Origin of the sequence: Acrocarpospora corrugata (assembly GCF_009687845.1) — a bacterium.
Classification (GTDB): Bacteria; Actinomycetota; Actinomycetes; order Streptosporangiales; family Streptosporangiaceae; genus Acrocarpospora; species Acrocarpospora corrugata.
This window is the reverse complement of sequence record NZ_BLAD01000113.1, coordinates 1-26924: the sequence shown is the minus strand read 5'-3', so window position 1 is coordinate 26924 and position 26924 is coordinate 1. Positions and strand designations below refer to the sequence as shown.

General features: G+C 65.2%; 20 protein-coding genes. 6 read left to right on the top strand and 14 right to left on the bottom strand.

What is annotated here, in order from left to right; all coding sequences use genetic code 11:
- Positions 1–443, bottom strand: a 443-nt coding sequence (locus tag Acor_RS38900; protein ID WP_155341783.1) for a hypothetical protein, incomplete at its 3' end; no start/stop codon positions are given.
- 255 nt (positions 444–698) lie between these two features.
- Here Acor_RS38900 and Acor_RS38895 point away from each other — a divergent pair.
- Together Acor_RS38895 and tnpC are read left to right on the top strand one after the other, a co-directional pair.
- On the top strand, positions 699–2081 hold the full coding sequence (locus tag Acor_RS38895; RefSeq protein ID WP_155341782.1) for an IS1380 family transposase: 1383 nt from the start codon (positions 699–701) through the stop codon (positions 2079–2081).
- A gap of 457 nt (positions 2082–2538) precedes the next feature.
- Positions 2539–4155: an IS66 family transposase gene (gene tnpC / locus Acor_RS38890; protein WP_218034764.1), complete on the top strand. Its 1617-nt coding sequence runs from the start codon at positions 2539–2541 to the stop codon at positions 4153–4155.
- A 56-nt stretch (positions 4156–4211) separates the two neighbouring features.
- Here tnpC and Acor_RS38885 read toward each other — a convergent pair whose 3' ends face one another.
- The 6 genes from Acor_RS38885 to Acor_RS38860 all read right to left on the bottom strand — a co-directional run bounded on the left by Acor_RS38885 (position 4212) and on the right by Acor_RS38860 (position 14652).
- Positions 4212–4778 (bottom strand): hypothetical protein, encoded by a 567-nt coding sequence (locus Acor_RS38885; protein ID WP_155341781.1) that lies wholly within the window; start codon positions 4776–4778, stop codon positions 4212–4214.
- A 41-nt stretch (positions 4779–4819) separates the two neighbouring features.
- Positions 4820–6427, bottom strand: a complete 1608-nt coding sequence (locus tag Acor_RS38880) for a serine/threonine-protein kinase (RefSeq protein ID WP_218034763.1) — start codon at positions 6425–6427, stop codon at positions 4820–4822.
- 80 nt (positions 6428–6507) lie between these two features.
- On the bottom strand, positions 6508–9639 hold the full coding sequence (locus Acor_RS38875) for a type I restriction endonuclease subunit R (protein ID WP_155341780.1): 3132 nt from the start codon (positions 9637–9639) through the stop codon (positions 6508–6510).
- Positions 9636–10916 (bottom strand): restriction endonuclease subunit S, encoded by a 1281-nt coding sequence (locus Acor_RS38870; protein WP_155341779.1) that lies wholly within the window; start codon positions 10914–10916, stop codon positions 9636–9638. The genes Acor_RS38875 and Acor_RS38870 overlap by 4 nt, the downstream gene beginning before the upstream one ends.
- Positions 10913–12886 (bottom strand): type I restriction-modification system subunit M, encoded by a 1974-nt coding sequence (locus Acor_RS38865; protein ID WP_308805718.1) that lies wholly within the window; start codon positions 12884–12886, stop codon positions 10913–10915. Before Acor_RS38865 ends, Acor_RS38870 begins: the two co-directional genes overlap by 4 nt.
- Positions 12883–14652 carry an N-6 DNA methylase gene (locus Acor_RS38860; RefSeq protein ID WP_155341778.1) on the bottom strand — a complete coding sequence of 590 codons (1770 nt, stop codon included), beginning with the start codon at positions 14650–14652 and terminating at the stop codon, positions 12883–12885. Before Acor_RS38860 ends, Acor_RS38865 begins: the two co-directional genes overlap by 4 nt.
- Positions 14653–14946: 294 nt before the next feature.
- Between Acor_RS38860 and Acor_RS38855 the strand changes: the two genes are divergently transcribed.
- Together Acor_RS38855 and Acor_RS38850 are read left to right on the top strand one after the other, a co-directional pair.
- Positions 14947–16692, top strand: coding sequence for a DUF6119 family protein (locus Acor_RS38855; protein ID WP_155341777.1), 1746 nt, complete (start codon positions 14947–14949; stop codon positions 16690–16692).
- Between the two features lie 627 nt (positions 16693–17319).
- Positions 17320–18363 carry a phosphotransferase gene (locus Acor_RS38850; RefSeq protein WP_218034762.1) on the top strand — a complete coding sequence of 348 codons (1044 nt, stop codon included), beginning with the start codon at positions 17320–17322 and terminating at the stop codon, positions 18361–18363.
- On the opposite strand, the gene Acor_RS38845 is transcribed toward Acor_RS38850, so the two are convergent.
- The 7 genes from Acor_RS38845 to Acor_RS38815 are packed head-to-tail and all read right to left on the bottom strand — an operon-like array spanning position 18350 to position 24607.
- Positions 18350–19429: a glycosyltransferase gene (locus Acor_RS38845; RefSeq protein WP_155341776.1), complete on the bottom strand. Its 1080-nt coding sequence runs from the start codon at positions 19427–19429 to the stop codon at positions 18350–18352. The genes Acor_RS38850 and Acor_RS38845 overlap by 14 nt on opposite strands.
- A complete protein-coding gene (locus Acor_RS38840; RefSeq protein ID WP_155341775.1) occupies positions 19426–20313 on the bottom strand; it encodes a PIG-L deacetylase family protein in 888 nt (295 codons plus the stop codon). Before Acor_RS38840 ends, Acor_RS38845 begins: the two co-directional genes overlap by 4 nt.
- A gap of 30 nt (positions 20314–20343) precedes the next feature.
- Positions 20344–21084 (bottom strand): glycosyltransferase, encoded by a 741-nt coding sequence (locus Acor_RS38835; protein WP_155341774.1) that lies wholly within the window; start codon positions 21082–21084, stop codon positions 20344–20346.
- A gap of 37 nt (positions 21085–21121) precedes the next feature.
- Entirely contained in the window at positions 21122–22012 is an 891-nt protein-coding gene (locus Acor_RS38830) for an aminoglycoside phosphotransferase family protein (protein ID WP_155341773.1), read from the bottom strand.
- The gene (locus tag Acor_RS38825) at positions 21997–22893 is read right to left on the bottom strand and encodes a glycosyltransferase family 8 protein (RefSeq protein ID WP_155341772.1); all 897 of its coding nucleotides are present in this window, start codon (positions 22891–22893) and stop codon (positions 21997–21999) included. The genes Acor_RS38830 and Acor_RS38825 overlap by 16 nt, the downstream gene beginning before the upstream one ends.
- A gap of 2 nt (positions 22894–22895) precedes the next feature.
- Complete coding sequence (locus Acor_RS38820) at positions 22896–23519, bottom strand: AAA family ATPase (protein WP_155341771.1); 624 nt, start codon at positions 23517–23519, stop codon at positions 22896–22898.
- Positions 23516–24607, bottom strand: a complete 1092-nt coding sequence (locus tag Acor_RS38815; protein ID WP_218034761.1) for an adenosylhomocysteinase — start codon at positions 24605–24607, stop codon at positions 23516–23518. The genes Acor_RS38820 and Acor_RS38815 overlap by 4 nt, the downstream gene beginning before the upstream one ends.
- Before the next feature lie 298 nt (positions 24608–24905).
- Between Acor_RS38815 and Acor_RS38810 the strand changes: the two genes are divergently transcribed.
- A complete protein-coding gene (locus Acor_RS38810) occupies positions 24906–26210 on the top strand; it encodes a helix-turn-helix transcriptional regulator (protein WP_155341769.1) in 1305 nt (434 codons plus the stop codon).
- Between the two features lie 19 nt (positions 26211–26229).
- Positions 26230–26622, top strand: a complete 393-nt coding sequence (locus Acor_RS38805) for a hypothetical protein (protein WP_155341768.1) — start codon at positions 26230–26232, stop codon at positions 26620–26622.
- Positions 26623–26924: the final 302 nt, after the last annotated feature.

Here is a 26924-nt window from a genome sequence, read left to right as displayed (position 1 = left end):
AGAACGTCGATGTTGACTCGTCCGCGTCTTGCGAGCAGAAGGAGTTCACAAACATCAGGAAGGTGACTCAGCGTGTACGAGTAGACACCCTCGATGCTTGTGGGTCCGAGCCCCGGCTCGGTGATTCGGAGGTCGAGCACCTTGTAGACACTCGTATCAACCAATAGGTTCGCGCCTCGCCGGATCAAAAGGCCCATGGCGGCTTCTTGTTGACGTTCATCTTTGGTGGCCAGAGTCCACCATGGCAGCGCCCCCCATACTCCGCGGGACGTGATGTTCTCGCTGAAGCCGCTGAATGGGGGATCAGCCCAGTCGAGGTACGCCTTCAGACAGCTGTCTTGGAAGTGCTCATCGGCGGTCCGTTCGCGGATCAGTTCGCACTCAAGGCTGGTGAGTCCCAGGAGCGTCCTCGCGATTACCTCCAGGTGGTCCTGGATGAGCAAGAGCGCATGCGAAGTCGTCTTCACAAGAGAGGCATCCGGAGACGCGCTGGCCAGGGTGCTTTTCAGCTGTCGCTCGGCTGCCCGACTTCGTACAAGGTCATCCCCGATCTCGTACAGATGATGGATAGCGTTAGCCTGGGGCTTTCGCCTGGGAAGCGGCCGAAACTGATCGTTTAAACGTGAAAAGTGCCTTGAACTGGAAGGATTGGACTTGCTGAGGGTCCTGTCCACACCAACTCGAAAGGCACTTTTCCAGTGCACTCTATCGCTCGCCGCCCCAAGATCGTCGCGTCTGCAGGCGGCAAGGGATTGGTCTGTCAGGCCGGTGGCCTGCTCCTGGTCCAGACACTGAGAGTGACGGGCCTGGATCAGGGCATGTCACAGGCACTGCAACGGTGGCGACCTCCCCGAGCGGTGCACGATCCCGGAAAGATCGTGACCGACCTGGCGGTGGCACTCGCGCTGGGCGGTGACTGCCTGGCCGACATCTCGATACTGCGGGACTCGCCCGAGCTGTTCGGCCCGATCGCCTCCGATCCGACGGTGTCGCGGCTGGTCAAGACCCTCGCCGACGCCGGGCCGAAAGCGTTGCGGGCGATCCGAGCTGCGCGTGCGGCGGCCCGGTCGCGGGCCTGGAGGCTGGCCGGTGACCGAGCTCCCGGTTCCGGCGGCGCCCTGATCCCGGTGGACCTGGACGCCACCATCGTCCTCGCGCATTCCGAGAAGGAGCAGGCCGCGCCGACCTGGAAACACACCTTCGGATACCACCCGATGACCGCGTTCATCGACCACGGCGCGGGCGGGACCGGCGAGGCCGCCGCCCTGCTGCTCAGGGCGGGCAACGCCGGCTCCAACACCGCTGAGGACCACATCACCGCCGGACGGATCGCCCTCACCCAGATCCCCGCCCGCCTGCACAAACAAGTCATGATCCGGACCGACGCAGGGGGCGGCACCCACGCCTTCCTGGACTGGGTGACCCGCAGACGGCTCAAGTACTCCATCGGGTTCACCCTCACCGAGGACATCCAGGCGGCGATCCTGGCCCTCCCCAAGGACATGTGGGAGATCGCCTACGACGCCGACCGGCAACCCCGGCCCGGAGCCTGGGTGGCCGAGCTGACCGGGATGCTCGACCTTTCCTCCTGGCCCAAGGGCATGCGGGTCATCGCCCGCAGGGAACGCCCGCACCCCGGCGCACAGCTCCGCTTCACCGACATCGACGGCCACCGCTTCACCTGCTTCGTCACCGGCACCCGCCCAGGTGGCGGGCGCGGCCAACTCGCCGACCTGGAACTGCGTCACCGCCGCCGCGCCCGCTGCGAGGACCGCATCCGCACCGCCAAGGACACCGGACTACGCAACCTGCCCCTGCACCACTTCGCCCGCAACCAGATCTGGTGCGAGATCGTCGCCCTGGCCTGCGACCTGCTGGCCTGGATGCAGCTACTCGCGCTGGAGGGCAGCCCGGCCCGCCTCTATGAACCCAAACGGCTGCGGCTGCGCCTGTTCGCCGTCGCCGCACGCCTGACACGTGGCGGTCGCCGATTACGGCTGCGCATCGCCGCCCGATGGCCCTGGGCCCAGCAGATCATCACCGCCATAGCCCGGCTACAAGCCTTACCGGCGCCGACCTGACCAGCACCAGGACGCCTCAACGACCAGAAAGGACAACCGCGGGCCTGTGGAACCCCGTCACCCGGCACGACAGCCGGGCCATGACGCTGACCAGACCGCGAAATCAACGCTCAGCCGAACCATTCACCCGACCACGGGAAGATCACGAAAGTTCCAGGTTAGGATCCCAGCACAGCCGGTCGAACCACGCATTGGCGGCTCTTGTTGCTGTCTGATGTGTGTACGAGCCGATCGCGAGGTTCCGGCTAGGGCTGTCCGGTTGTAAGTATTCGGAAGTCGTGTGACCGGCGGGCGTGCTGCGGATGGCGCGACACGCTGCGTGTGGTGCGTGATTTGCGGCTGCTGAGAGTGTTTGCTGTGCCGCGTGGCGGTTGAGGCTGGCTTTGCCCGGGTTGTGGAGGGTGCTGAGGCGTCCCTGCGGGATGCGCTGGCTGCCGCGCTGGCTGCGAATCAGGAGATGGCGCGGCTGGCTGCGGAGCTGCGGGAGGAGAACGCGCGGCTGCGTGAGGAGAACGTGGCGCAGGCGGCTGAGCTGGAGGAGTTGCGGGCCGGCCTGGCGGTGCTGCAGCGGATGGTGTTCGGCCGGTCGTCGGAGAGATCGCCCGCGGGGCCGGATGGCGGGGATGCCGGCGGCGGGGATGCCGGCCGGGATCGTGGGAGCGGCACGGGGAAGAAGCGGGGCCCGGGAGCGCGGGCCGGTCGGCGGGATTACTCGCATCTGCCCCGGTTCGAGGTGATCTGGGATTTCCCTGATGGCGGGTACTGCTGCCCGGAGTGCGGGGAGCGGTTCGCGCCGCTGGGGGATCATTGGTCCGGGGAGCAGCTGGACTGGCAGGTGATCGTCAGGGTGGCGGCGCACTGCCGGCGCCGGTACCGGCGTGCCTGCTCATGCCGGGTGCCGGCGACGGTGATGGCGCCGGGGCCGCCGAAGGCGATCGGGAAGGGCCTGTTCACCAACGGGTTCATCGCGATGCTCCTGGCGGAGCGGTTCACGGCGGGCCGGAGTATGAATTCGCTGGTCACCGGCCTGTCCCGGCAGGGTGCCGACATCTCCGCGGCGACGCTGGCCGGGACGTGCGCGCAGGCAGGGGCGCTGCTGGTCCCGCTCGCGGACGCCATCGCGGAACGGTCGCGGGGCTCCTGGCACCTGCACGCGGACGAGACGACGTGGCGGGTGTTCGCCCCCCGGGACGGCGACGGCCCGGCGAAGTGGTGGCTGTGGGTGTTCATCGGCCCGGACAGCGTCTGCTTCGTGATGGACCCCAGCAGGTCCGGCGCGGTCCTGGCCCGGCATGCCGGGATCGATGAACAGACCGGGCAGCTTGCGGCGGATGAGGATGGCGGGCCGCGCCGGCTGGTGGTCTCCAGCGACTTCTACGCCGTCTATTCTTCCGCCGGGAAGAAGGCGGACGGCCTGGTCAATCTCTACTGCCTGGCTCACGTGCGGCGGCACTTCGTCCGGGCAGGCGATGCCAATCCCGCGCAGCTGAGGTACTGGACGGACGCGTGGCTGGGCAGGATCCGGGACCTTTATGCCGCCCACGATGAGCTGATGGCCGCCTGGCGGGAGGACACGGCGCCCGCCTCGCGGGAGAAAGAGGCGGCCGCGGCCCGGATGGAGAAGGCATACGCCGCCTGGGATGAGGCGATCACCGTGATCGAGGAGGCCAGGCGGAAGCAGATGCGTGCCCCGGGCCTGCAAGAGCCCGCGAAGAAGGCGCTTGCCACCCTGGACCGCCAATGGGACGGCGTCATCGCCCACCGCGACTACCCGATGGTATCGCTGGACAACAACGCCGCGGAGAGAATGATCCGCGGCCCTGTCGTGACCAGGAAGAACGCCGGCGGCTCCCGCAACGAGGACTCCGCCCGGCTTGCCGCCGCGATCTGGACCGTCACCGCCACCGTCCAAGTGGCAGGACTGAACATCCTGACCTGGCTCACCGCCTACCTCGATGAATGCGGCCGCAACGGCGGGAAGCACCCGTCCGGCCCGGATCTGGAGCGCTTCCTGCCGTGGAACGCCAACCCCGAAGACCTCCGCATCTGGGCGCAGCCGCCACCATCGGGCTGATATCCCCGCACGATCACGCCACCGGACTGCGCGGTCTCGCGAAGAGGCCACGCCGGCTATTCGCATGCCCGCTCACAGGACTTCCGAATACGTACGTCCGGTTCGGTATCTACCCGATCCAGGAAGCGCAGGTAGTCGGCTAAAGGCTCGGCAGACAGGGAGCTCATGGCCTCAAGCACGCGGGCGTCCTTAACACCCCAGAGGTGGGTAAGTTCTCGCTGGAGCTGCGGGGGCGTAAGGGTCCTGCTCCGCCCGGCCGCCCAGTGCTCCAGGAGGAGCAGGTAGACGTCATCGGGGACCAACGGCAGGAGCGAACCGTTCAAGAGAGAGAATCGGCCGCTGAACTGGGTCTGTTGCCGCACAGCTTTGATCAGTGCTTCGAGTTCGTACTGCTCGGGGTAGTGGTCAGCGAACAGGTCACTCTCCGTCAAGTGCGTGCTGATGTATGAGAGCTGATACCCAGTCGTGTCCAACATCGCGATCTTCGCGACGAGCAGTGCCCGGACCAGATCCTCTTCACCCAGATCAAGGCGTATGCGCGGCAACAGGGGACTACCCGGAAGGTCGCGAATTTGGGTCGCGATCCACTCCTTCCGGAGCTTGTCCAGGTTCAGGCTAGTCACTCGCTCTCCTTCGTTTGGATCTAGGACGTCGATGGGCCTCGTTACTCCCAGGACAGGTCGTCACCGAGGAGGGATCTGATCCGGGCGATTTGCTTGTCGAGATTTCTCACCTGAATTGAGTCGGCTCCGAATGACTCCACGAGGAGTTCGCGAACCGTCTTGAGTTCGGTCAATGCCTCGTCGGGACGTCCGGCGTTTGCGAGCATTTGGGCGATGACGAAGCGCGAATCACGGATCTGGTCTGCTTTGTCGTCGTCCGCCGAGGGCTCGGCGTTTTGTACAAAAAACCGCAGATGCGGCAGGGCCTTGTCCGGCTTGCCGATCTCGGCGTATGCGTGGCCCGCGTGGTAGGAGCAGTCGAGTACGTACGAATCGTCGGGAGGAAGATGGAGGCGGTAGTCGCGTCCGACGACCTCGAATAGTGCGGAGGCGCGTGTGTACTCACCGGCGTAGAACTGCGCTGCGGCCAGGAAGTGGCGCAGGCGCAGCTCAAGAAACGAGTCATGGGCCGCGCGTGTGACGCCGTCCTCGAGGAGAATGATCGCCTCGGACGGCCGGTCGTCATCCAGGAGCTTCCGGACGTTGAGCTGCAGTGCTTCGGCTTCGGCTTCGGTGAGCGCGCTCCGGCGGGTGCTCTGTTCCCTGCGCTTAGCCGGGGCCAGCAGAGGCTGGCGGAAGGGGCGCGTCGGGTCGCGGTTTTCGTCACCTGTGAACGGCTCACCCGGCGTCGTCACATGAGGTAGCAGAGCCTCGTATACCGCCTCCGCCGACGGACGCGCCGGTGCGTCTTTCGCAAGCATCGAGATGACCAGGGCGTCAAGTTCCGCGGGTACGTCCTGGCGCCGCCGCCGCACGGACGGCGGGGGCGACTGGAGGTGATGGGCGCGTAAAGGTGTGTCTGTAGTCCCGTGGAATGGCACGTCGCCGGTCAACAGTTCGCACAACAGGCAGCCGAGTGAGTAGATGTCCGATGCGGAGTTCACCACCTGGCCGACACACTGCTCGGGAGACATGTAGGGCGGCGTCCCGACCGTTCTGTCGACCTGGGTCAGCCGCGGCAGCGCCCCCGCGCCGCGCAGGACCGCGATGCCAAAGTCCAGCACCTTCACCAGGCCGCCGTCGACGACCATCATGTTGGCCGGTTTGATGTCGCGGTGGACGATGTCGACCCGGTGCACATCGGCCAGGACTGCCGCGATCTGCGCGGCGATCGACGCCGCCCATGACACGCTCGGCGGTGCGGTGAGGTAGTCCGCGCGGTCGAGCAGGGATTCCAGCGTTGAGCCACGTAGCAGCTGCATGACGAGCCACAGTTGGGCGCTGCCGTCGGGGCTCGTGTCGACGCCCGTGTCATAGACCGCCGGGGTGCCGGGATGTTCCAGTTGGGCGGTGGTGCGGATCTCGCGCAGGAACCGCTTGCGGTCGCGGTCCAGATTGTCGAGGATCTCCACTGCTTCCGGGCTGTCCGGTGCGGCTGGGATCGCCCCTGGCGACGACGGTCGGAGCAGTTTGATTGCGACCCTCCGGTCCAGACGCTCGTCGTAGCCGTGAAAGACCTCGCTCATGCCGCCACGGCCGAGCGATCCGTCGATGCGATATCGTCCCGCCAGGAGGCGTCTCCTGACCGGCTCACCGGTCCCGTTCGTCACGCTCCACCACCTCTATCCGGAGATAGAACTCCGTGATTCGCCCGCTTGCCAAGGCGGCCGTTTGACGGTCACGGTTCGGCCTACCCGCAGGTCTCCTTCAGCATTTCCGCGCGCAACCTCGCCAGCGCCTCGTCCCGGGCTGGCTCGGTGATGATCCGGTACGCGCGCTTGCGCGCCGCCTCCTTGATCGCCTTCTGGAACTCGTTGTTGTCGAAGTACAGTTTCATGAACTCGCTGTTGCGCTCTGCGTTCTCCGCGACGATGTCGTCGAGCCGGTCGTCGGCGACCTGCCCGAACCGGGCCTCGTCGTTCATAAGCGCGATCTGCTGCATTGCCGTGTCCTCGACGAGGCCGACGACCTGCTGGTAGACGAGGATCTGGTCGGACGTGCCCAGGCCCAGCCCGAAACGGTCGTTCAGTTCCTCGATCACTTCCGAGAGCGGTTTCACCTCCGGTTCCCGGTGGCGGGCGCCGTCGGCGGCGTGGCCTCGCACATCGCGGTCGCCCGCCGCCGACAACGAGACGTTGTGCCGTCCGGTGAACTCCAAGCGGAAGTGGCTCAGGTCCGCATCCCCGATGTCGATGGAGGTCGCAGGCCTGCCTGGCAGGCGGATGAGCAGGATCCTCCCGTACTGGTAGAGGCGTTCGAGATCTCGGTCGCCCCAGTCGACGATCTGCGCGATGAGGCTGTAGGCGCGAACGTAGTCCTGCAACGCACCCCGGAAACCTTCTCGCTCGTCGTCGGTTTCGAGCGCGGCGAACCGGTCCAGGGCAGGATGGAGGTATCCGTGCAGCTCGGCGTGGAGCTTTCTTTCGGCCGCGTCGGGCATTCGTGCCGGCCCGGCTGCGGCCAGGACCCGGATGAACGCCTCCATCTCAGAGGCGACCAATAGTCCGTACTCCATCACCTCGCGCTGCTTGGTGTAGAGCAGGTTCGGGTCGCTCGGTTCGGTGATCGTGGTCTCGAACCAGTTCGAGAACGCGGCCTGGATGTCGGCGGCCTGGTTGGCGAAGTCGAGGACGTGGACGTCTTCCTGCGACTTGAGCGGATGGATCCGGTTGAGCCGCGACAACGTCTGCACGGCCGCGACCCCGGTCAGCGGCTTGTCGACGTACATGGCGCAGAGCAGCGGCTGGTCGAAGCCGGTCTGGTACTTCTCCGCAGCGACGAGCAGCCGGTACTCGTCCTGGTTACGCGCGACCGCCTGCGGGTCGTCGGCCTTGGTGTACGCGAACCGATCCGGCAATTGACTCTCGGGGAAACCGTTGAGCTGCGCCTCGGTGAACTCCAGGTCGTTGCCGTCCTTCAGTTGGCCGGAGAACGCCACGAGCGCGCCGCAGTCGGAGTATCCGCGTAGCGCCACGTAGTTGCGGATCGCCTGGTACAGGTCGAGCGCGTGCTGGCGGCCACTGGTGACGACCATCGCCTTGGCCCGACCGCCGAGGCGCCCAGCGATGTTCTCCCGAAAGTCGTCAACGATCAGCTTCGCCTTCTGCTCCATCGACTTCGGATGGAGTTCGGCGAGGCGGACCAATTTCGCCTTCGCTTTGGCCTCGTCGACCTCAGGATTGGAGATACGCGACTCGGCCTGCTCCACGGCGGCGTTACGCAAACGCCACTTGGTCACGTACGTGATGTAGTTGGCCAGCACATCGAGGATGTAGCCCTCATCGATCGCCTGCCGCATCGAGTAGACGTGGAACGGCACGTACACGCCCTGCTCGCCAGTGCGCGGGTTCACCCGGTCCGGGTCGAAGCGGCCGAACAGCTTCAGCGTCGATGATGTCGGGGTGGCGGTGAACGCGAAGTACGACAGGTTCGGCTGCTTGCCGCGCACCCGCGTCATGTATTCGACGTCGTCCTCGTCCTCCTCGCGGGGTACGGCGTTTGCGCCGATGGCCTGCTTGATCCGGGCCGCGACCTCGCCGCCCTGCGAGGAGTGCGCCTCGTCGATGACGACCGCGTACCGCTTGCCGGCCAACTCCATGTCGGCGGTCTTCTTCAGCACAAACGGGTACATCTGGCCCGTGCTGATGACGATCTTCGAGGTGGCGTCGTCGAGGGCCGCGGCGAGTTGGGTCGAGTCCTCGTCGATCTTCTTGACCACGCCGGGAGTGTGGTCGAACTGGAAGATGGTCTTCTGCAACTGCCGATCGAGTACGACCCGGTCGGTGATCACGATGATCTTGTGGAAGACCGGCTGGTTGCCGTCGTCGAACAGGTTCGAGAGGCGGTGGGTCAGCCAGGCGATCGTGTTCGACTTGCCCGAGCCCGCCGAGTGCTGGATCAGGTAGCTGTGCCCGGCGCCGTGCACCTGGGCGTGGGCTACCATCTTCTGTACTGCATCCCATTGGTGGTAGCGGGGGAAGATACGCGGCGAGGTGTGCGGGTTCTCCTTCACGCCCTTCCGGTCCGGCACCTGAATGTGCACGAACCGGTGCAGGATCTCCAGCCAGTTGTCCCGCTGCCAGATCTGCTCCCAGAGGTAGGCGGCGCTGTAGGAGCCGAGGGCGGCGGACGGGTTACCGGCCCCGCCTGCCTGGCCGGGTCCGTTGGAGCCGATGTTGAATGGCAGGAACTCTGTGTCGGGGCCGCGCAGCCGCGTGGCGATGAAGGCGCGGTCCGGGTCGACGGCGAAGTGCACGAGCGTGCGCTTGGCGAAGAACACGTCGTTCGGGTCCCGGTTGAGCCGGTACTGCACGATCGCGTGATGGGCGTTCTGCGCGGTGTTCGGGTTCTTCAGTTCGACGGTCGCGACCGGCAGCCCGTTGATGAAGAACGCCATATCGAGCGCCCGGCCCCGGTGCCGCGCGCTGTAGTGCAACTGCCTTGCGACCGTCAAAATGTTCGCGTCGTATTCGGCGAGGGCGTTGGCGGCCAGCGTATGACCGGGCCGGAAGTAGGCCAAGTCGATCTGCACACCCCGGTCACGCACGCCTTGGCGCAGGATGTCCAGTATTCCGCGCGCGTCAATCTCGGCGGCGACGCGCTGCGCGAACTGACGTTGCGCGGTCGCTTGGTCGCCCCCGTACAGGCCGATGAGTCGGTCCCAGCTCTTCTGCTGCGTCGCACCGATGAATCGGTACATCTCAGCGATGTCGAGACCCAACTCGACGTTGAAGGTCCCTTGCGTGCGCGACCAGCCGCGCGTGAGTAGCTCGGCCTCTAAACGCGACTCGAAGGCGTATTCGCCGTGAGCTCCAGGGGTCATGTGGCGATACCTCCAGACGGAGAAAGACCTTGGGCGGTGGTGACGTCGATCTGGCCGGTGACGGCAGATGTGATGAGGGCTCTGCGGCGTTCAGCCAGGAAGGCATCAGCAGATGCCATCTCTGCTTGCGTCTTGCGAATGGCCGCGATCATCGATCTCAGCTCGCCTACGCGTCGATGACCATCGTCGGGAATTGGAATTCTATATGCCGCCAGCTGTTCACCCGTCAGGTGGGGAATTGTCGCTAGATTACCATCGGCATCGAAAACCCCAGCCGCCTTCGCAAAGCGCAACCAATACATGAGCCATTCGACTGGTACATGGCTGGTGGCTCGAACGCGGTGGAGCGACTTCTGATAGAAGCATGTTAGGGTCCGGCCATCCCAAACAGCTGCTTCAGCGACACCAGCACCACCTTCACAGACCAAGAGGTCACCTGCCTTGACGCCATAGCGAAGCCGTTCACTCGGCTCGAACGTCATGGTTGCCAAGTCCCCAGTATCGATTTCGTACCAATGGATATTCGCATTTCGAAGGTATGGCTGCTGGCCATCGCCCGATGCCCGCTCCGCATTGAGCATCTTGCCGAGTTGAACGTCGAAGTAGGCGTACACGGGTCCAATACGCCATCCGTCAGGAATCGTTGGGAGCCAACGCCAGCTTGTTTCGGTACGCCCCATGCCCAGGTCGGTTCCACGTAGCTGGTCTCCAATGCTGGCTAGCTCGAGTTCACCAAGAGTTGTGGCCTGCATACGGCGCTTAGCCATCAGCGTATCCATCCGAGCTGTTTCGGCGTCGAGGAAGTCGGCGATGCGGCGCTGCTCATCGAGGGACGGGAGGTCGATTGTCCAGTCCCTGATCAGGTCATCAGGAACACGCTTCTGACCGGCGACACCATACATCTCCGCTTCGCCTAGCTTGAGAAAGTCATGCGAATGGAAGATATAGAGGAGATAGCGCGGCTCGATCCTCGAACCAGGTCGAACGACATGAAGTTCAGTTGTCCCTGTCCCAACAGAATCAGGAAGATCCGGAATCAACACTGATCGGCTGGCTTCGAAGGTCGGCGTAATCTTCGGCACGATGATGTCGCCGGACTGGAACCGTGTGTAGCCGACGGCGACAGCAGATTTTGGTCGTGTCTGGCTCAAATCAAAATTGTCTCCGGGCCAGACATTCTCCATCGGCAGGAACGGCACAAGGGCGTCTTCAGCGAGCCGATCGAACCGGCGGCTCAACGGGTTGACTTGGGCTACATAACGGAGGCGTGTCTTCATCCCGTGACCTCACCTAGCAGCTTCTGAATTTGCGTCTCCAACTCACGCAGTTCCGCATCGATCTCGGCCAAGGGTCTCGGCGGCGTATACACATAGAAATGGCGCGTGAATGGGATCTCGTAGCCGACCTTTGTCTTGTCGTAGTCGATCCAAGCGTCCGGGACGTGCGGGGTGACCTCGCGGGCGAAGTAGGCGTCGATGTCCTCGTCCAGCGGAACATTCTCGAAGTCGCGCAGATCCGGGTCCGGCAACACCGTCCCGCTCTTGTCCTTCTGGACCTCGCCTTCGGGGTCGGGGACCGACAGCGCACCCCAGAAGCCCTTGAGTAGCGCCGCCGTGCCTGGCCACGGCGCACCGCCTTCGACAATGGCCACATGCACCGCTGAGGTCGCTTCTTTCTTGGTCCACCACACCGAGCCGACTGACGCGCGCAGCGCCACAATCAGCGCCTCACGTCCGGCCCACTTGGCCAGTGCCTTCGAGTTCTCCAATGCTGCCAAGGTGTCATCGGTGATCTCGAAACGCAGTTTGAGTGGGCGTTCGACGGTGATGCGGTGGTAGCCGAAGTCGCGGGTGCGGAAGATCTTCACCTTCTTGTGGTCCGGGTGTGCGGTGTCTGCCGCGACCGCAACCGCGTTGACGTACAGGTCGGTGATGTACTTGACCTGGTCGTCACTGATCTGCTTGCGTTTGTCGCCGAGGGACTTGCGCATCTTCTCCCACTGGTCGCGGGCGTCGAGAAGGATCACCTTGTCGCGCAGTTCCTGGGCCTTGCGGTTGGACAGGATCCAGAAGTATGTGGAGATGCCGGTGTTGTAGAAAAGTTGGTCAGGCAGGGCAATGATGCCTTCCAACAAGTCGTTCTCTAGGATCCACTGGCGGATCTTCGATTCGCCGGACTCGGCCGCGCCGGTGAACAGCGGGGAGCCGTTGAAGACGATCGCCAGGCGGGCTCCCTTACCCTCAACCGGCTCCATCTTCGAGATCATGTGCTGAAGGAACAGGAACGAGCCGTCGTTGATACGAGGTGTACCGGCGCCGAAGCGGCCGCCGTGGCCGAGTTCAGCCTCGGCCTCAACCGTGTCTTTCACCTTTTTCCACTCCACCCCGAAGGGCGGGTTGGCCAGCATGTAGTCGAACTTCCTGCGGGGGTAGCCGTCGTCGCTGAAGGAGTTGCCGAAGTGGATGTCACCGCGCTGGTTGAGCATCAGCATGTCCGACTGGCAGATTGCCCACGACTCCGCGTTGATCTCCTGGCCGAAGAGGTAGACTTCGGCCTGTGGGTTGATCGACTTGATGTGGTCCTCGGCTGCGGTCAGCATGCCGCCGGTGCCGCAGGCCGGGTCGAGGATGTTGATGACCTGACCCACGCCCGCGATGGTGTCGGCGTCCGGAGCTATCAGCAGGTTGACCATGAGCTTGATGACTTCACGCGGGGTGAAGTGCTCACCGGCGGTCTCGTTGGAGTCTTCGGCGAACTTGCGGATCAGGTGCTCGAAGACGTAACCCATGTCATGGTTGGACAGCTTGTCGAGGTCGCGCATCGTGGCGAACCTGCCGACCACCTGGTAGAGGATCTTCGCGCCCGCGAGCCGGGTGATCTGGTTGTCCAGGTCGAAGCGGGTCAGGATCTCCCGTACGTTCGCGGAGAAGCCGTTGATGTAGTCGCGGAGGTTCTTGGCGACGCTCTGCGGGTCGCCGCCGATCGTCGTGAAGTCCTGACCTGAGGTGTTGTAGAACGGCAGCTTCGCCGCGATCTCCAACAGACGCCCCTTGTTCTGGATATCAAGCGAGGCGTCGCGGGCGCGCACTGCTTCCCGGGTCGGGAACATGACCGCGTCGAGGCGCCGCAGAAGCGTGAACGGCAGGATTACCTGGCCGTACTCGTGGCGCTTGTAGTCGCCGCGCAGGAGGTCGGCGACCGACCAAATGTCGCTTGCCATTTTGGCATGCGTGGGTCCAGAGGTCACAGTTCTCTCGTCTCCTCGTCGGCAGCACGGGCTTGATCAGTGTTCTTCATCACGGTGAAGTCCGGGGCCAGAACGCCGGTAGTCAGGCCGTACATGGTCTGGTCGATCACGTGCGCGCTCGTTTTGGCCAGCCCGGCGAGCAGGTCTTTCAGCTGGCGCAGATGGCGGAAGGCGTCGCCGTACCGCCGCTGCTCGGCCAGGGGCAGACGGGGAACGCGGCAGCGGCGGAGGTCGTCGCGGCTGAGTGCGCCGAGGGTGTTGGCCACCGGCAGCGTGCTGGCGTCGGCCCGGAGAAAGGCGGCGAGGAAGTTTGCGTCCAGGCGGGTGGCGTCGATTTCGACGACCTGCGCGATGCCCGTATCGTCCTCGTTGGTTCCGGTGGCAATGGCTGGTGGGCGGCCGAGCGTCCGTACCAGCAGGTCGCCGGCGCGTGGGGTGTCGTCGCGTGAGCGAATCGTCAGGGCGCCCGCACGCTCCAATTCGCCGATGGCGACGTACGAGTAGCGGGGCGGTGCCGTCGGGGTGGCGAAACATGGCAAGCCCTGGCCGACGCGTGTGTAGAGGGCTTCCAGCCGACGGGTGACCTGGGCGAAGTCGTCGGGGCTCGCCGTGCTGCGGGGGGTGATGTAGCGGGAGGGCAGGAGGTTGACGTCGTTGTCGAGGAGTTCCAGGCGGGGGACGGCACGGGAGATCGTCGGATCGGCGTCCGCGAGTAGCCGCTGCCAGACGGCGAACTCCTGTGGGACGTCGGCCGCGTCACCCAGCTCGGACAGATCCACCATCCGCACTGCCTGGTGGTCGGGAGTACCGTAGGGCCGTTGCAGAACCCAGAGGCAGATATCGGTCGCGGGCACTGAGCCCATTCCCTTCGGCAGGGCTATCACGTCGCGCAGCACGCCGGAGCGCACCAGCGCCGCGCGGACATGCTGACCGGACGCCTGAACGCACGTGCGTGACGTCACGGCGACGACCGCCACGCCGCGAGGCCTCAGGTGCGCGTAACAGTGCTGGACCCAGACCAGCTCGCTCTCGCGGGGGGCCGGAATGCCGAACTCCCAGCGCGGATCGGTGACCAGCTCGCTGGAGGGCCACTGCGGTATGTCGAAGGGCGGCTCGCAGACTACGGCCGCCGCCGTACCCCGATATTCGTCCAGCTGGTTGTCCAGCAGGGAGTCGCCGGTATGGATCTCGTACGGCACACCGAGGTAGTTACTGCGCAGGTTGAACGCGGCGACAGCGGCGGCCGATTCCTTGATTTCCTGCCCGGCAAGCTTGACGCTGTCGCCGAAGCGGTCGGCGACGGCCATCAACAGGGTGGCGTTGAAGCACGCCGGATCGAGCACGACGGAAACCCCGTCGTCCGCGCCCGCCGCGTGCGCGACGGTCGTGGATTGTGGCAGCAGCGACACGATGACCTTGGCCAGCAACTGGTCCGGGGTCAGGTCGGCGATGCTTGACTCCGGCGTCTGCGCTAGAGCGCGCCGTATTTCATTGTCGAGGCGACCACCCTGGAACGATGACAGGTCGCCGACACGCTGCGTCCCAGTGTCGGTACGACCGGCCGTCGCCAGCTGGTCGCCCTTCCCCGTCTCCGTCAGCCACGCCTCGACCTCGGCCCGGGAGAACGTCGGGCTGTGCGGACTTCCGCCGACCGGATCCGGGAACTCCGGATAGCGACGGCGCCAGTTCGCAACGGCGGCACGCCCGACACCCGCCAGCCGCGCAATCGCGGCCGCCGTCAACTCGTCGTGCTCGTCTGGACCCATGGCGGTCACCCTATACGGCGATCTCGCTATGTACAACCAACTTGTAAACATAGTTGCCTATGTTCACAAGATGTTCTATGCTCGGCTGATACGGGTTAGCATCGTCCCTACTTGATCTCTTTGAGTCACGATGATGCTTGTGGCTACCAACCAGCCACACGGGAATCGGGGCTGCGACGTCAAGGGGTCCGCGGCTGTGAACATCTGCTGTCGACCGCTCCCGTAACGAAACCGCACCGAATTCACATCCCGCCGTCCTGACCAGCCAGACCTGACATCCAGACGAGGAACTACGTGAGCATCGACCTCGACCCGCCGCTCGCTCCCAAGAGGGTCAAGAAGCCTCCGACCACCCGCAAGACATCGGTCTACCGGTTGCGCGCCGGCGGGCCGATTGAGCGTGAGGACCTGCGCTCGTTCGTCCTGCCGCGCTACTTGGACCGCGAAGGCTTCCAGGCCTGCGAGTTCGACCAGGACGGCGTCGTGGGCCTGCTTCTCTCCGGCACCATCGCCCCTGGCCAGGCCGACTGGTGCGAGGTGCTGAGCGCGCTGACCGGGCAGCTCGTGGCGGAGGAGAACCGGACGGCGCTGGCCGTCGTCGTGGTCCGTACCGAGCAGGCGATCTACGGCCTCACGTACGGCATGGGCCACATGATGATCGATCCGACCAGGATTGACCCCGGATTCGGCATCGAGTTCGCCATCCGATGCCTGGACGAGAAGCGCATCACCAAGGTCCGCCGCCAGATCATGGACGCCCGAGGCCGGACCGACGAGAACTCCGCCACCAGTGGGGAGCACATCCGCGGCTTCGGCATCGAGCAGTACGGCGAGATCGTTAGCCAGATCGCGGGTCAGATCACTGGCGTCCCGCTCACCTTCACCAAGGACCGCACCCGGCCCGCGCATGTGACTGGCAACGACCGCTCGATCAAGCTGCACCTCGGCCGCACGCCCGCCGCCCTGCTGCACGACCTGCGGCAGATCGAGGAGGCGTGCGCCCGCCCCAACCCGCTGCCGGGGTTCGAGTTCATCGCCCAGGTCCGGCAGCTCGACCGGCAGTCCGAGCAAGTACGGGTGCTCGACACGTGCCTCGACGCGATGCTCGGCGAAGACGAGGTGGACCGGATGGCGTTGGCGGTGCCCAGCGTGTGCCGGGATCGGTTCGAGTTCGCCGAGTCCTTCGAGGTGAAGCTCGCGCGGCGCTCGCAGTACTACGAGGAACTCGACGTCGAGCAGTTCGTCGCAGCCGTCCGAAACCAGCCTCAGGGGAGCCGCCTGTCCACACTGCGCAAGGGCCGTGTCCAGATGTTCGCGGGTTCCGAAGGCACTGAGACGATCAGCCCCGCAGTCCCGGCCGACCATTGGCTGACCGCCGAGGTGGCTGATGGGGCTGTCCACTACTTCTACTGGCAGGGGCGGTGGTACGAGATCGGGGAGGAGTACCTGACCGTCATCGAAGACAGGATCGCTGAACTCCTGGCCCGCCCCGCCAGCGTCACGATGCCGCCTTGGCCCAAGTACTCGGACGACGAACACGGCGAGAAGTGGTACAACGAGCAGGTCGCCGCCCAGCCAGGGTACGTCCTGCTCGACCGGAACACCGTGCGCACCAAGCGTCTGCGCGGGGGCGGCCTCGAGATCTGCGACGCCCTCGGGCCGGCCGGGCAGCTCATCTGCGTCAAGAAGGCCGACGGGACTGCCGAACTGAACCACCTCTTCGCGCAGGGTCGTGTCGCCATCGAGACCATGCGATACGACACCGAGGCCCGCGAGAAGTTCCTCGCCAAGCTCGCCAAGCTCCACCCCGGCCATGCGCTGGACACGTCGTTCAGGTCTCCGACCCTCATTTACGGCATTCTCCTCAAGGACGGGGTACCGCTGACCCCGAAGTCCCTGTTCGCCTTCGCCAAGGTCTCGCTCCTGCACACGGCCACGGCTCTGGAGGGCATGGGCGCACGCCTGGAGATCGTCTCCATCTCCCGGAACTCAACGACCGGAATGGCGGTGCCACCTTCGGCAACGCAGACGTTCCAGTGATGATCGCCGACTGTAAGCAGACGGCTCGAATCCCGGGGGCGCTCAGAATGGGCGCCCCCGACACACTCGACGCATCGCTATAGTCGTGCCGGACTGGGCCTACACGGTTTCCAATGTCGGCCAACCCGCTGTTGTGGCACTGCACGCTGAGCGAAGGAGGACCTAAGACGGCACGTTGCGGCGGTTCCCGCCGTGTATGGCCTAAAGGTGGGCAAGGACCTTTTTCGTTGAGCAATTGTCAAATTCTGTGGATTGCGGGTGATTCATAGAGCTCGAAGCCATTGATCGAGGGCTGCGAAGTCTTCGCCGGCGAGTCCTCGGAATGACTCCACGTGGTGGAGGAGTGCTCGGCCGCTATGGTGCGTAAAGTCCCAGTCTCGATCGGCGTCGGTGATCTCGTCGTCGACCCAGGCGAACGGGCGTCCGGCCGCCCAGTTCACCAGGGTCCGGGTCTTCCAGTGGAGCCCGAACCTGAACCCCGGGTCTGGTGGAGGCTCCCCTCCAACTACCTCCCAGGCGACACTCGCCGGGCGGAGTACAGTTCATCTCGCTGATCGGCGCGGGCCACACCAACCATGATGTGGATTGGCAGGATGCCGAGTCTCAGGATTGCGTAACCTTCCCAAGGTGGCCCTGGAGCATCCTGAACTGCCTGCGTTCGAACTAGCTGAGCACGACCTGATACAGGTCGCTAAAGTGTTCAGCCTTGGATCTGTAGGCGGTGCCACGTTTCTGCCTTCGGGGATGATGAACCGCAACTGGCGGGTGAGCACTGGCGCCGGTGTTATGGCCATCAAGGAGATCATTGACGTTCCGGTGCCGAAGGCTCGGCGCAGTCTGACTGTTGTGCGCCAGCTGGCGGATGCTGGGCTACCGGTGTGTGCCCCGCGTGTCGCTGCCTCCGGAGACGTGGTGGCCGAGATCGATGGTCGTGGTTTTTGTGTTCTGCCCTGGGCCGAGGGAAGCCATCTCCCAGGGACGGAGCTGACCGTTAATGAAAGCACCGACCTCGGGGCGCTCGTCGGGCGATTCCACCAGGCATTGGCCGCCCCTGGAATCGGGTTGGATCCCGTCGCGAATCGGCTGCGGGCAAAGGTAACGCCCGCCAACGCGGCGCTGGCGGAGGCCGATCGCTTTCTCCAGATCATCGCTACCCGGGAGGAGCTGGACGCGTTCGACGCCGCCACGCTCAAGGCGCTGCGGCAGCGCAAGGAACTGCTCACCGAGTGGGCAGGTGAAGCTCCACCTGATGATCTCGCTTCGGGTCCGGTCGGCTGGACCCATGGGGACTTGCAGCCGCTCAATCTGCTGTGGCGCGACGGGGCGGTCGTAGCCGTGCTGGATTGGGATCGGCTGGGGGTCCGCGCGTACGGGGAGGAAGTCGTCCGTACCGCGCAGGTGCAGTTCACCACCGACGATGGCCGCCTGGATCTGGAGAGGGTGGTGACCTTCGCCGCTGGATATCGGTCCCAGGTGAGGATCGCCGATGAGGATCTGGTGGATGCGGTCGAACGCTTGTGGTGGAAGAGGCTGACCGATTTCTGGCAGTTGCAGTGGCACTACGACAAGGGTGATCACGGGCCCGATCGGTTGTGGGAGTCTGGAGAGCGGCTGCTGCACTGGTGGACCGCCCGCCGTGACCTGGTCAGAGCCGTCTTCACGTCCCGATGATGCCGGCTGCGGCCAGTTCCGGGAGGCAGGAGCGAGTCAGCGGGATGGCCCGGCGGTATGCCTGGTCGGCCAGTTCTGTGAGCTGATCCCGGGTGAGGGTCCGGATCAACGTGATCCAGGCAGCGTGCTGGTCGGGTGGGGCGAGGAGTGTGGGGTCGCCGATGGCCTCGCCGATGCCGCCCCGGGCGGAACCGATGGAGGGCAGTCGGGTTAGGGCGGCTTCGATGATGACCCTGGGATAGGCGTCGTTGACCATGCTGGGGACCAGGAGCAACTGGTGGCGGCGATAGAGGGCGGTCATTTCGTTGGGGTCGTAGGTGCGGGGCAGGTAGGTGACGTTGGGGTGGCAGGCGAATTCGGCCGCGGTGTCCCACCAGCCTTCCACCAAGGTGAAGCGCCGCTCTGGGAGCAGGTCGGCGAGCCGGTGCATTAGCGCGGCGCCCTTGGCCGGAACCGGATTGATCATGAGCAGGTCACCGTCGCGTTGACCGGCGGGCGCGCTGACCGGTCGGAACGGTGGGTAGAACAGCACAGCCGCGTACATGGACGGTGTCTGGGACAGGACGAACCGGGAGGTGGCCAGCGCGTAGTGGGGCTTGCCGTCCAGAACGTGCAGACCGGTGGACGACACCGAGTGCAGCCAGCCCGCGACCTTCGTCTTGGTTCGGGCGTGGGCGGCGAGTTCGGCCGATCCCTCCTGGGAGGTGATGACGAGGTCGGGCTTGTCCTCCCGCAGCGTCGTGGTGAGCGCTTTTAGTAACACGTCCTGGGCGACCACGCGGATGTGAACGCCGTTGCTGACGTAGCGCAACTCTCTGCTGCCAGCTCGGTAGTCGTAAGCGAGGGCGGAGCGATCTAGATGGTCCAGCATCGACGGCAGCATCGAGGTTGTTGCCCACGGGGGTTCGTGTGAGGCCAGGTAGAGCGTTCGCCAGCCCGCGGCGGCGAACTGCTCGGCGAGCAGTTGCTGGGAGACCTCGGCGCCGCCGATCAGGAACGGTGGCGGAATGCGTCGCCAGACGAACAGCACTGTTCCGGATTCAGCTCTCGCCGGAAGAGATCTCATCGCGGGGCCGTTCGGTAGAAACGTTCAGCGAAGCGGTCTCGGCGGGCGCAGGGGACGGATTGCGCGACGGTCCAGGCATGACGTATCGGCCGATACATGGCTGAGAGCGGCTGCAATTGGGAGGCGTACAGATACAGCAGCGTGAGCTTGTCGAGAAGTACGTCAGTGATGTCGACGACTTCGGCGACCAGCGTGTCGCCGACGCATGCGGCGAACAGGTGATGGTCGTCGGTGGACAGGCTGTAGGTCTGCCAAAACGCTGAATCTTCCCAGAACCATCGGCAGCCGAGCCGTCGCGCGGCGTCGTGGACCAGGAGGTGATCGGGGTGGCGGGTGACCGCGGCCGGGGCGAGGAGTTCGGCTTCGCGCCAGTCACCCAGTTCCGCAAGGGCCAGTTCCAGGTCGGCGGTAACGCGGTCCAGGAGGTCAGATTCGTACGGCTGGTAGGGGGCACAGGCGTCGTGGTACCCGAGTAGCCGCTGATTGCCGTCCAGCGGGCGGAGTGCCTGGGTGGATTCGGCCGCGCGAAGCCGGGAGATCTCCTCTTCTCCCGGACGCCGGGCGCGAACAGAAGCGTGTGCGGATGCCGAGCGGCTGAACACGGTCACCACGGTGAGCGGACGCGCCTGGGTGAGGAACAGGCCGCTCGCCGAGAGTGCCAGGTCGTCGTGGTGGGGCTCGATCACCACGACCGGACGTCCGGCCCGGTGACGCTGCTCAATCAGGTACGGCTGCCCGTCGTACGGGGCTGTGACCTCGATAATCGTCTCGCCGCTGTTGCGACGCCTGGCGAGTTGCTCCTGATGGGTGCGATGGGCGGCGGCGAGGTCATCGGGGAAGGTGTAGACGCCGACGGCGTCGGGAATCGGAAGCGACCGGTCCACAGCGGGAGTTTCTCCAATGTGAGATGTCGTTCAGCGGACGGTGGTGTCGTACCAGGGCCGCCAGAATCGCTGAGAAGTCAGGAACAGGCGGGCGGTGATCGGGTTGGCCCGCCAGATCATGCGCCAGCTGGACCATTGCTCGAACCGGCGCAGCGACGGCCGGACCCGCAGGTGTGTGAGGTAGACGACCGGGGCCTGTCGCCGGCGGCCGAGGCGGATCAGGCGGGCGAAGAAGTCGACGTCTTCGCTCATGTACAACTCGCTTCGATACCCGCCCAGCGTGAAGAACGCCTCCCGGGTGCAGAACTGGGTCACACCCTGAGCGCCGCCGAAGTACCGCCTGTATAGGGCCCAGGCCGCTACCAGCAGCCGGGCGCCGATTTTGGTCGGCTCGTACAGGGCGGGGATCGTCCCGCCGACGCATGACCCAGAGGTCAGGTGCCGCATCGCGGCGTCGATGCCCTCAGCCGGGAAGTCCACGTCCGCGTCGATGAAGACCAGGTGGTCACCGCGCGCTGCGGCGGCACCCGTGTTACGGGCCCGGCCGATACCTCGCAAGGGTTCGGAGACGACGCGAGCCCCGTGGTCGGAGCCCATCGCAGCAGTGGCGTCGGTGCTGGCGTTGTCGACAACGATGATCTCGCCACGGCCGCCGGTCGCCTGTTCCCAGTAGCGCAGCGCGGCAACCACGGTGGGCAGGTACTGGGGCAGGTAGCTTTCCTCGTTGTAGGCCGGGATCACGATGGACACCTCGGGTGCCGGCTCGTTCATGCCGTTCTCCCTTTCACGACGGTGGCCTTGGTCAGGGTCAGGCGTACTGGTCGAGTACCTGGGTGAGGCGGGCCTGCCACAGGACGACATCGCGGCCTTCCTGCCGAGCCGCCCACCACCACCCGCGCAGCGTGTGGAAGATGATTAGGTCGGTGAGCAGGACACGCGATGTCGGGCCCAGGTAGCCGGTCATCAGGCTGGCAAGGTCGTCAGACGCGAGCGCGTCGGTAGTGACCGCGGTTTGGGCGAGGTCGTACTCGGCGGGCGCGTCGGTGGCCTGCTCGAAGTCGATCAGGTAAGGGAGTGGGTCACCAGCCCGGAAGACCACGTTGCGAAAGTGCAAGTCACCGTGGCAGCTCACGGCATTGTGCTGGGCGGGGCGACTGAGCCGATCAAGACTTGGTTGCACTCGCCAACGCACTTCTTCAGGCAATCGGTCGCGCAATGTGCGCACGTCTAGGACGAGCTGACTCACGACCTGGGTTCGGGTACGGTCTCTACAGCCGGGATCATGATGGAACGCGTTGAGGAGTCGCCCGAGCAGCCGTAATGCGTCTCGACGCGGCCAGATCCCGTCGCTGATGGTCTGGTGGAGGGTGTGCGGGCCGAGGTCGGTTAGGACAAGCGCGGTCAGGTCGTGACCTGGTATCTGGCCGCTGGCCACGACGTCCGGTACACCGAACGCGGGGCAGCCGGACCGCTCGGCCAGGGTGAGATGTTCCTTGCTGGCTTTCCATCGAGTGTGTCCGGCGTACACCTTGACGATCACGCTCTCGTGGATCTGCCGGTCGGTGAGGATGACGCGGTAAACGGCCGTGCTCGCCGACGCGGAAAGCTGGTTTGCTCGGACTACCGGCGTACCGAGAAGAGCCCGGCAGGCAGTGTCGACGGCAGACACACCAGTAGGCGCGATCACCGGCGTCTCCAATCAGGGGCGTCGAAACTGAGGTCACCGAGCTGCTGGATTTGTCGCAGGGTGGCGTTCAGGTGGTCGCGGTACAACCGCACGTGCTGGGTGACCGGGGTCGATGGGAGCCAGGGCTTGGCGCTTCCCACGAAGTGCAGCAGGGCCGCATCGGTGGCGTTCGGGGTCCGGGCGCGCGGTGTGTAGCGGTGGGGCCAGTCGCTGCGCTCCAGGAATCGTGCCAGTTCGAAGGTGTTGAATCGGCGGGGCACTGCCTGAACGGAGCCGCTGGCCAGTAGCCACAGGTTCAGCGCGTCTTGATCGTTGTGGAAGATGTAGCGGCGCCCGGTCGTCAAGGCGTTGTGTACGCCGCGATGGATCGTGGTGAGCATCGCGGTGGAGGTCCACCACATGCCGCCGTTGAAGTAGGGGCTGCCTGCCAGCTCGGGCCGAGCATCTGCCAGCCCTGGCAGAGCCTGTCCTCTTCCGACGGTGGGAGCGAATTCGTCGGCGACCAGCCCCAGCCGATCGCCGGACAGCATTTCCAGAGGAATGGAGATGTCGTCGACCGCCAAGGTGTCGGCGTCGATGTAGATGAAGTAGGGGCGGCCGACGAAGGCGGGAGTGAACTGGAATCGCAGCCATGCGGTCACGGTGATGTAGGCGGTGTCCGCCATCACCGCCATGGGAGCCGGACGAGCCCATCGCAGGTCGAATGAGCCGAACCCGAACCGGGCGGCGAGGTCGGCCATGGTGGCGGCGTGCTGGCGGGTCAGGTCTAGGGTCAGCACACGGATTGCGGCTTCGTGCCGTGCCGCGGCTGGGAGTGTCTGGGCCAGCGACTCCAGGGTCACCAGCGCGGGCAGCAGATACTGCTCATCAATACAGAATCCGAAGGCGTACACGCTCAGGCACCCCCGATCTGCGTGCTAGTGGCACTGCTGATCGCGGTGAGGGCCGTGGAAAGCACTGCGGCGGGGTCGGCGTTGGCGTCCAATTGCACGCAGTGGGGCGAGAGCGGGCGAGCGAAGTACTCGTTGAAATGCGAAGCGAAGGCCGGGTCATAGTAGAGGCGTGACACGTCCGGGCGGGTTGCGCCGCGCCTGGCCAAGACGGCAGGCGTTGCGAGCAACAGCAGGGTCAGGTCGGGTAGCACAGCAGCGCTCGCCGTCACGGCTTCGTCGATCAGGGTCCGTGCGCGGGCCACGGTGGTCGGAACGTCGAGCCCTTGGAGTTGCCCGACGGCGGTCAGGTGTGCGAGCAGGGTGTCGATGCTGCGGTCGAGGATAACGGCACCGTCGCGGGCCAGCGCGGCGTCGGCCTGGTGGCGTCGTTCAGCTTCGATGCGTAAATGTGCGGTGAGCGCCGCGAGTTGTTCGCCCTCGCTGCTGGCCAGCGGCTTGCCAAGAACCGCAGGGTCGGCGGCGACGTGGTAGTAGCACGGGACCACCTGCCAGGCGAACTGGCCCGCCAGGCTCGCCGCCAAGGTGGATTTGCCGGTGCAGCTCACACCCTCTATTGCGATGATCATCGCTTGGCCGCCCGCCCGGCTGGAACTCTTATCGCCGCCGCCGCATGCGGGCTGAAGGCGTCTACCCAGGTAGCGGCGATGCGGGTACGGACGACGTCGGGCACCTCGTACAAACCCGGCTCATGCCGCTCGGCGACCAGCCGCGCCATCGCGGCGATGATCTCGGCCTTGATGAGATGGATCGCTGGGCCAACCGCCGAGGTATGCAGAAAGTTCACCGCGTTGCCGTTGCCGAGCAGGACGAACGAACGGTCGGTGCGGCGATAGCGCACAGCGCCGTCGGCGAGCGCCTCGCGGGTGAATCCGGTCTCGGGGTTATGCAGGTCGGCCAGGTCGAACTCGTCGTCAGCGGAGGTCGCTCCGGCCAGCACCGCGTCATCACGCAGCATCTCCAGATGCTCGACGCCGATGGCGCGGCTACCGGTGGCGGAGACCACCAGATCCGCGGCTCCCAGCGCGCAGGGCAGCGGCGCGGATCCGTACCCGATCGAGATGGCCTGGGCCTGGCGGATCGGGTCGGTTTCCACCACGCTCACCTGGGCATGGCGGGCGTGGAGCGCGGCGGCGATACCCGCGCCGATCTTCCCAAAGCCCAGTACACACGCTCGTCGGCCTGCCAGGACCTGGCCGAGCCTGCGTAGCAGCGATTCGATCGAGAACACGATTGCGTCGCCGACAAGCCGGTCCTCGGGTTCCTTGAGCGGACTGCGGGCCACGCTGTATACCGGGCAGGGCAGCACCCCGAGCGCGAGATAGCGACGCAGCCCGTTCTCGGTGTCCTCCACCACTCCGGCGATCTTCCCCGGTAAGGCCGAGCAGACCGCGGCCAGTGCCGGCGCGTAGTAGCCGCCGATGTCCGCCAACACCAGCGGTCTTCCGGCGGCTCGATCGGCCAGATAGGTGGCCAGCCAGCCAGGGTCGGCGAAGCGGCTCCGAGCCAGGGCGTCACATCGGTAGCGTCTGGCCGCTTCCTCCAGGGTGGGCTGGTCGGCGGATTTGGGCTTGGGCAGCACGGCGGCCACGGGAGTGACCCGGTTCAGCGCGGTCAGGAAGTCCATCTGACCCGGGAGCACATGAGTGATCACCACCGATGCCGCATCACTGGGAGCGAAGCCGATCATTAGGTCGGCGAAGAATCCGGCTGCCTCGAAGGCCCGCGGCGAGCAGGATCTCGCCATCGCGGGTGTCGGCCTTGCTGTCTGGTGCGGGGTGGAGGCCATCCATCGGTTCCCGTCTTGTCAGGTCTGCTGCGCTCTAGCCAATCCCGATCGATACCGCCCAGCCAGGGCGTGGATGAGGCATCCATGTGGCATCTGCCTCGCATCCACCGGTCATCGCCGACGCATCGCTTACGCTGACGTTGGCTGACGGCGCCCAGGAGATCTGATGACCAGACGGCAAGACCTTGCCCAGCGTCGACGGGCGCTTGGCCACAGCCAGGAGTCTTTAGCCGATGCGCTGGGAACCGACCGGTCGACCGTCGCGCGATGGGAACGCGGGCAGTGCGAGCCGCAGCCCTACATCCGCCCCAAACTCGCCCGGCTCCTGCAGGTGAGCCTCGCCGATCTGGACAACCTCTTCTCGCCCGCCGTTAACGAGCGCCAGGTCGGCCCCGGCTCCGGCTCGGGACGCGCAAATCCGATGGCCGAGCATGTCGTGCCGGATCGCGAATCGGATGAGGATGACGATATGAACCGCCGTGATCTTCTCCGCATGCTGAGCATCACCGGCGCCCTCGTGGCCTTGCCGCACGCCGAATCCGCTCAGGGCCGACCTCCAGACTCGGCCATGGCGACCCAACCCGATCCGGTCCAGTACGAGCAGCTCAATGACCACCTGTGGCAGCTCTTCGCGCTGGCGTCGGCCAAGCAGCTGGTCTACCCGATGGTTCGCCGGCAGCTCGGCGTGGTGGCCGCTGATCTGGAGCATGCGCGAACCGCGGCAAGTCACCGGCGACTGTGTACGGCGACCGCCGACCTCTTCCAACTGGCCGGAGAGATCTTCTTCGACGCCAACCGGTACGCCGACGCGGCCTCCTGCTACAGCCTGGCCGTCAGCGCCGCCCGGGAGGTCGGCGCGTACGACCTGATGGCCAGCGCGCTCACCCGGCACGCCTTCATCTGCCTGTACGAACACCGGCATCACGAAGCCGAAACCCTGCTGACGGTAGCCGCCCGGGCCGCCGACCGCGGAGATCCCCACTTGTCGACCCGGCACTGGGTGGCTGCAGTGCGAGCCAACGCTTTCGCCGGGCTCGGCGAGTTGGACCCCTGCGCCCGCCAACTGGACACCGCCGAACGTGTCCTCGGGCTGAGCGGGCCAGTCACCCGCAGTGGCTGGCTCCGTTTCGACGGCTCACGCCTTGCAGAGGAACGGGGTGCCTGCTATCTGCAACTCGGCCGGACCGGCCCCGCAGAGGCCGCTTTGTATCAAGCCTTGGACCAGGCCAACTCCCCACGCCGCCGCAGCGCGGTCCTGACCGACCTGGCTCTGCTTGGCCTCCGGCATGGCGACCTGGATCACGCGCTACAACACGGTTGCGCGGCGGCCGAAGTCGGCGAGCACACCAAGTCCGCAGGCTATGTCGGCCGTAAACTCCTGTCGCTGCGGGACCGGATTACCCCGTTCGCCGCCGACAAACGCGTCAGAGAATTCATTGATCGCATCGACGTAGTCGTGTTCGGTGCCTAGGTGTTGTGAAGGAGCGATAATGCAGACTGAGACCGATGAGCACGGCCGGATCTTCCGGGAGGCGTGGATCGCCGGAGTGCGGAAGCACTTTCCGGGAGAGCCCAAGGCCGGGTATGTCACTCCCTGGCAGGACACGCCCGGCTGGGAGCGTCAGGCTGCTGCGGCTGTGTACGGTCAGGTACGCGAATTCATCGCAGTCAGCGGTGGAACGACCACAAAACTCACCCGCGCTCAAAAAGGTCGTTTCGTCGCGCTGTGCTGGATCGCCCAGATCTACAAGCACATCGACGACCCGAAGCCCTCGTATGTGGCTGACTGGGACGATCTGCCCGAATGGCAGAAGGAGACTGACGCCGACATCTTCGAACGTATCGAGGAGGAAGATGACGGGGTCGAAGCAGCACAGGTTTAGAAGGTCAGGCTTTCATGACGTGGTCGCTGAAGTCGCCGGCGTCCACTGCGAGCGCGATGAGGGTCTTGCGGGGGCGATTCGCAGGTGATCTGTGGCTGCTCGTGTTCGCTGGCGGGCGGCCGAACCTGGAGGGAGATCGGCCGCCATAACCGTATATACGATCACCGCTTCTATTAGTTCGAAGGCTGATAGTAGGGACTTTGGCGTGGATCCCATTCGGGGAAGCCCAAATGTTTGGCGAGTTGTTTCTCAAGTTCTATTTTGATATCGGAGTTAATGAAGGTCGTTTCTTCACGTTCGAC

Bases quoted from the DNA above. Each gene is read 5' to 3' on its own strand.
- tnpC (WP_218034764.1), top strand. From the start codon at position 2,539: ATGGCGCGGCTGGCTGCGGAGCTGCGGGAGGAGAACGCGCGGCTGCGT.
- Acor_RS38875 (WP_155341780.1), bottom strand. From the start codon at position 9,639: ATGACCCCTGGAGCTCACGGCGAATACGCCTTCGAGTCGCGTTTAGAG.
- Acor_RS38870 (WP_155341779.1), bottom strand. From the start codon at position 10,916: ATGAAGACACGCCTCCGTTATGTAGCCCAAGTCAACCCGTTGAGCCGC.
- Acor_RS38860 (WP_155341778.1), bottom strand. From the start codon at position 14,652: ATGGGTCCAGACGAGCACGACGAGTTGACGGCGGCCGCGATTGCGCGG.
- Acor_RS38845 (WP_155341776.1), bottom strand. From the start codon at position 19,429: ATGAGATCTCTTCCGGCGAGAGCTGAATCCGGAACAGTGCTGTTCGTC.
- Acor_RS38835 (WP_155341774.1), bottom strand. From the start codon at position 21,084: ATGAACGAGCCGGCACCCGAGGTGTCCATCGTGATCCCGGCCTACAAC.
- Acor_RS38820 (WP_155341771.1), bottom strand. From the start codon at position 23,519: ATGATCATCGCAATAGAGGGTGTGAGCTGCACCGGCAAATCCACCTTG.
- Acor_RS38810 (WP_155341769.1), top strand. From the start codon at position 24,906: ATGACCAGACGGCAAGACCTTGCCCAGCGTCGACGGGCGCTTGGCCAC.
- Acor_RS38805 (WP_155341768.1), top strand. From the start codon at position 26,230: ATGCAGACTGAGACCGATGAGCACGGCCGGATCTTCCGGGAGGCGTGG.